Raw genomic sequence first — 1,601 nt, 5'->3', positions numbered from 1 at the left:
CTGGGCTTCCACATCGTCTCGCAGGTGGGATACATGATCCTGGGACTCGGCCTGCTCACGGTGACGGGGCTGGCCGGGGCAATCTTCTATCTCTCGCACCACATCCTGGTGAAGGCGACGCTCTACTTTGTCGGCGACGAACTCGAGCGCCGCAACGGCACACGCGATCTGCGCGAGATGGACTTCCTGCGCTCGAAGGGTTGGGCGCTCAAGTTCGTTTTTGTGACCGCGGCCTTCTCGCTCGCCGGGTTGCCGCCCTTCTCGGGATTCTTTGCGAAAATCGGCCTGTTCAAGGCGACCTACACTTCCTCGGACTGGTTCTCGCTGGGCGTGCTGGTGGTCGCCTCGTTTTACACGCTGGCCAGCATGCTCAAGATCTGGCGTCTGTCCTTCCAGGAAAAGAAGGCCGAGGGCGAGCCCGCCGCCGCGCCCGATTACTCGGTGGCCCGCATGTGGCCCATGGGCGTGCTGGTGGCGGCCTCGCTGCTTCTGGCGATCAACGCGGGCAAGGTCTACGGTTTTGCAGAGGACGCGGCCCGCCAGCTTCTCGACACGAAGGCCTATGCCGCGCGCGTCCTTTCGGTGCAGGGTTATCCCGTGCCGGTTCCCGAAGCGATGAAGAAGGAGGCCGCCCACTGATGCTCAACGTGCTCTATGTGCTCATCACCGCGGCCGCCTGGCTGGGGCTGCAGCGCAGCGTCGATCTGGGGAACTTTCTCTTCGGTGCTTTCCTTGGTCTGGTTCTGCTTGGGTGCGTCGGCTTTGTGCGTGGCGAGGGAACGGGCTTCGGCAAGACGCTTCGTTACATCCAGGCCGCCGCCGTGGTGAGCTTCTGGTTCATCTTCGAAATCATCTACGCCAACATCCAGCAGCTCAAGATCATCTTCGCCCCGAAGATCGATGTCAGCCCCATGTGGATCCGCTATCCCTCGGAGCTCGAAAGCCCCCGGTTGCGCGCGATCCTGGGAATGATGATCTCCATGACGCCCGGAACGATTACCTGCAGCGCGCAGTACAGCGACCGGGTGCTCATCATCCATGTGATCAGCGCCGATGACGAGCAGGAGACCGTCGACCGCATTCGCGACGTGCTGGAAAAACCGCTGAGGAGGATCGAGCAGATATGATCGACGCGATCTTTCTTGCGAGCGAAATCATCATCTTCGTCTCGGCCGCGCTCATGCTGATTCGCGCGGTGCGGGGGCCGAGCATCTTCGACCGCATCTCGGCCATCGACACGATCGGCCTGGCGGTGGTGGGCTACCTGCTGCTGCAGACGAGCGCCCACGATTCCTGGCTCTACCTGGACACGGCCATCGTGCTGGCACACTTTTCGTTCATCGGGCCGGTGTTCCTCGGCTACTTCCTGGGGGAGGGCGAGCTCGATGATTGAACATGAGATCACCCGGCCCGAGGGGTGGATGAGCCTTGTCAGCGCCATCAGCGCGCTGATCGGTGCGCTGTTTTTCTTCTCCAGCGCGGTGGGCCTTGTTCGCCTGCCGGATTTCTTCACGCGCACCCACTCCCCGACGAAGGCCGCGACCCTGGGGCTGTTCTTCCTGGGGATCGCCTCCTTCCTGGAAAACATTCAGAGCGGTCAG

The 1,601-nt window shown here is 62.2% G+C and carries 4 protein-coding genes; all 4 read left to right on the top strand.

Annotated features, from left to right (window positions below; all coding sequences use genetic code 11):
- On the top strand, positions 1 to 639 hold a 639-nt coding region (locus KDH09_19955; GenBank protein MCB0221982.1), incomplete at its 5' end, for a Na+/H+ antiporter subunit D.
- Positions 639 to 1,127, top strand: a complete 489-nt coding sequence (locus KDH09_19950; GenBank protein ID MCB0221981.1) for a Na+/H+ antiporter subunit E — start codon at positions 639 to 641, stop codon at positions 1,125 to 1,127. The genes KDH09_19955 and KDH09_19950, both read left to right, overlap by 1 nt.
- Positions 1,124 to 1,393: a hypothetical protein gene (locus KDH09_19945; protein MCB0221980.1), complete on the top strand. Its 270-nt coding sequence runs from the start codon at positions 1,124 to 1,126 to the stop codon at positions 1,391 to 1,393. Before KDH09_19950 ends, KDH09_19945 begins: the two co-directional genes overlap by 4 nt.
- A gap of 28 nt (positions 1,394 to 1,421) precedes the next feature.
- Positions 1,422 to 1,601: monovalent cation/H(+) antiporter subunit G (locus tag KDH09_19940; GenBank protein MCB0221979.1), on the top strand; the 180-nt coding region annotated here is incomplete at its 3' end.

Source organism: Chrysiogenia bacterium (assembly GCA_020434085.1).
In the GTDB taxonomy this organism is placed as follows: domain Bacteria; phylum JAGRBM01; class JAGRBM01; order JAGRBM01; family JAGRBM01; genus JAGRBM01.
This window is presented reverse-complemented; position numbering and strand designations above follow the sequence as displayed.